Genomic DNA, 3,265 nt, shown 5'->3' with positions numbered 1-3,265 from the left:
GAGTTTCGCAGTTTTCTTGATCGTCTCGCGGTGGTTAGCGAGGCTAGTTGATTTAACCTATTGATGGGACGAGTTGCGTTCGGGTGTGGCACGGCTGCGGCGTGCCGGTAGAGGAAGCAGGCTGCCCGACGGGCTGGTGGCGGGAGCATCGACGCTTCCTAAACCAGCTCGAATGAGTGGACGCCGATGCTCCCGGATGTCACTGTACCGTTTTCCCTGGCCGTTCTCCTGGCTGATTTCCGACCGTGTTTCACCGTGCCGACCTTCCGGGTTTTCCGCGCCCTGGTGGCCGGGATGCTCGCGGCCACCGGGCGGCGCACGGTGTGCGGGATGCTCGTCGGCGCCGGGCTGTCGCGGGTGTGGCCGCACGACCGGGCGCACCGGTTCTTCTCCGCCGCGGTCTGGTCCGCCGACGAGCTCGGGGTGACCCTGGCCCGGCTGGCGGTGCGCCTCCTGATCCCCGCCGGGGCACCGGTGACCGTGGCGGTCGACGACACGCTGTTCCACCGCAGGGGGAAGAAGGTCTGGGCGGCGAGCTGGTTCCACGACGGCTCGGCCGTTGACACCCGCCAGATCGGCTACGGCAACAACTGGGTCCTCGCCGGAATCATCGTCACCCTACCCTGCCTCGACCGGCAGATCTGCCTGCCGATCCTGGCCCGGCTGGTCCGCAAGGACACCACATCGGCCTCCCGGCTGTGGCTGGCCGCCCGCATGGTCGAGAAACTGGCCACCGCACTGCCCGGACATACGATCCACACCGTCGCCGACGCCGCCTACACCGGCGACGAGCTACGCACCCTACCCGCCCCGGTGACCTGGACCACCCGACTACGCAAGGACGCCGCCCTCTACCGGCCCGCCCCGCCCCGCACCGGGAAACGCGGCCGGCCACGAACGAAAGGCGACCGGCTCGGCAGCCTCGCCCAACTCGCCGCCGGCACCGCGTTCACCCCGGTCACCGTCACCCGCTACGGCCGCACCACCGTCACCCACGCCGCCGCGCTCCGCTGCCTGTGGTACGGGGTATTCGGCACCCGCCCGGTCACCGTGATCCTCATCCGCGACAACCCCGACCGCACCGGCACCTACAACCTGGCCCTCGTCACCACCGACACCCTGGCCAAACCCGCACAGATCATCGAACGGTACGCCGCGCGATGGTCCATGTCTGATCCGGGCCAGTGATGGCAGAATCGAGTGTCGCGTATTGCCGGGCTGCGACCAGCGCGAGCGCCGGGAACGAGCCCAACGCCGACCAGGAGGAGGCCGATCACATGACCAGAGCGGATTCCTCCCGAGCCGGGAACGTCGTCCGCCGCGTCGGTACGACTTCGCGGTCCACGAGGCAGGGGGCCGCCATCTCGGCGGCCCTCGGCGCCATCGAGACGTTCACCACTGCGCAGGAACTACACGCGATGCTGCGAGCGACAGGCGACTCGACCGGCCTCACGACCGTCTACCGGCACCTCCAGGTACTCGCCGACCGGGGCGAGGTCGACCTACTGAGGCACCCCGACGGCGAAACACTGTATCGGCGATGCGTGAGCGAGGAACACCACCACCACCTCGTCTGCCGGACCTGCGGGCTGGCCGTCGAGATCAGCAGCCCCGACGTCGAGGCCTGGGCGGCTCGCGTCGCGGCAGCCGAAGGGTTCACCCACGTGACCCACACAGTCGAAATCTCCGGCATGTGTCGCGCCTGCTCGGGCCTTCGGCGCGAACCATAGAGCAGCTTCCACACGCAGAACTCTGTTGCTGAAAAACCGGGTACGGATCATCGCCGCACCGGCGAGCGGCAACCACTTCCCCCGAGATCACCATTTGCTCGAAAGTCACGCTCCGCAACCAGCATAAGCGCCGCCGATTCTGGTTGCCGACGCAACGGCTTCAACGTAGCATCACATCGACCAGCTATCGATCTCAATGCTGCCTGGCCGTTGTAAACGACCAGTTCATAGGGGGTGGACCTAACGCACCACAATAAGGGCTTGCCGGAAAATAACCCGTAGGTTCCGAGGATGCGGCATGATCCTCTGGTATGGGCGGGTTTGCGGTCACCCGGGAACTGCTGGCGGCGAAGTTCGAGACGATCTTTCCGCATCTCGACGAGCGGCAGCGGCGGCTGCTGATGGCCGCGGAGGCGCGGGCGCTTGGACACGGCGGGATCCGGCTGGTGGCCGCTGCCGCGGGTGTGCGGGAGGCCACCGTGTCGGCAGGCGTCGACGAGCTGGACGTCGGTGGCGAGCCGCTGGGGCGGGCGCGGCGGCCCGGCGGCGGGCGTAGACGCGCCGCCGATCTCGACCTGGGACTACGCCCCGCGCTGTTGGCCCTGGTCGAGCCCGACGAGCGAGGCGACCCGATGTCGCCGCTGCGGTGGACGACGAAGTCGACCCGGGCGCTGGCCACCGAGTTGACCCGCCAGGGCCACCGGGTCGGCCCTGACACCGTCGCCGACCTGCTGCGCGCCGAGAAGTTCAGCCTGCAGGGCAACGCCAAGACGCTCGAAGGCCAGCGCCACCCGGACCGCGACGGCCAGTTCCGGTACATCGCCGAGCAGGCCGGCGCTCACCATGCCAGCGGCGACCCGGTGATCAGCGTGGACACCAAGAAGAAGGAGAACGTCGGAACATTCCGCAACGGCGGCCGCGAGTGGCGCCCCGAAGGCGAGCCGGCCCAGGTGTCCACCCACGACTTCCCCGACACCGCGCTCGGCAAGGCCATCCCTTACGGGATCTACGACCTGACGGCCAACGCCGGCTGGGTGAACGTGGGCACCGACCACGACACCGCGGCGTTCGCCGTCGAGTCGATCCGCCGCTGGTGGACCACCACCGGCCAGGCCACCTACCCGAACGCCCACCGACTGCTGATCACCGCGGACGCCGGCGGCTCCAACGGCTACCGCACCCGTGCATGGAAATCCGAACTCGCCGCATTCGCGCTGCAGAGCGGGCTCGCGATCACCGTCTGCCACTTCCCGCCCGGAACCTCGAAATGGAACAAAATCGAACACCGGCTGTTCTCGCACATCACGATGAACTGGCGCGGCAGACCGCTGACCAGCCACGAGGTCATCGTCAACACCATCGCCGCGACCACGACCCGCACCGGGCTGACCGTGACCGCCACCCTCGACCCCGGCACCTACCCCGACGGAATCAAAATCAGCGACGAGCGGATGGCCGCACTGCCGATCGACCGCCACGACTGGCATGGCGACTGGAACTACACCCTGCGCCCCGAACCACCCACCGCCCCGCCT

General features: G+C 68.4%; 3 protein-coding genes. All 3 read left to right on the top strand.

Features of this window, described 5'->3' with window-relative positions; genetic code table 11:
- Positions 1-186: 186 nt before the first annotated feature.
- Positions 187-1,188: an IS701 family transposase gene (locus tag AC08OV_RS24160; RefSeq protein ID WP_476620388.1), complete on the top strand. Its 1,002-nt coding sequence runs from the start codon at positions 187-189 to the stop codon at positions 1,186-1,188.
- Positions 1,189-1,277: 89 nt separating this feature from the next.
- The gene (locus AC08OV_RS24155) at positions 1,278-1,730 is read left to right on the top strand and encodes a Fur family transcriptional regulator (RefSeq protein ID WP_476620387.1); all 453 of its coding nucleotides are present in this window, start codon (positions 1,278-1,280) and stop codon (positions 1,728-1,730) included.
- A gap of 311 nt (positions 1,731-2,041) precedes the next feature.
- A partial coding sequence (locus tag AC08OV_RS24150; RefSeq protein ID WP_476620386.1) for an ISAzo13 family transposase occupies positions 2,042-3,265 on the top strand: 1,224 nt, incomplete at its 3' end.

The sequence above is a fragment of the Frankia sp. CeTa3Moorea genome, from assembly GCF_978021225.1.
Note: the sequence above shows the minus strand (reverse complement) of the source record. Positions and strands in the feature narration are given on the sequence as shown.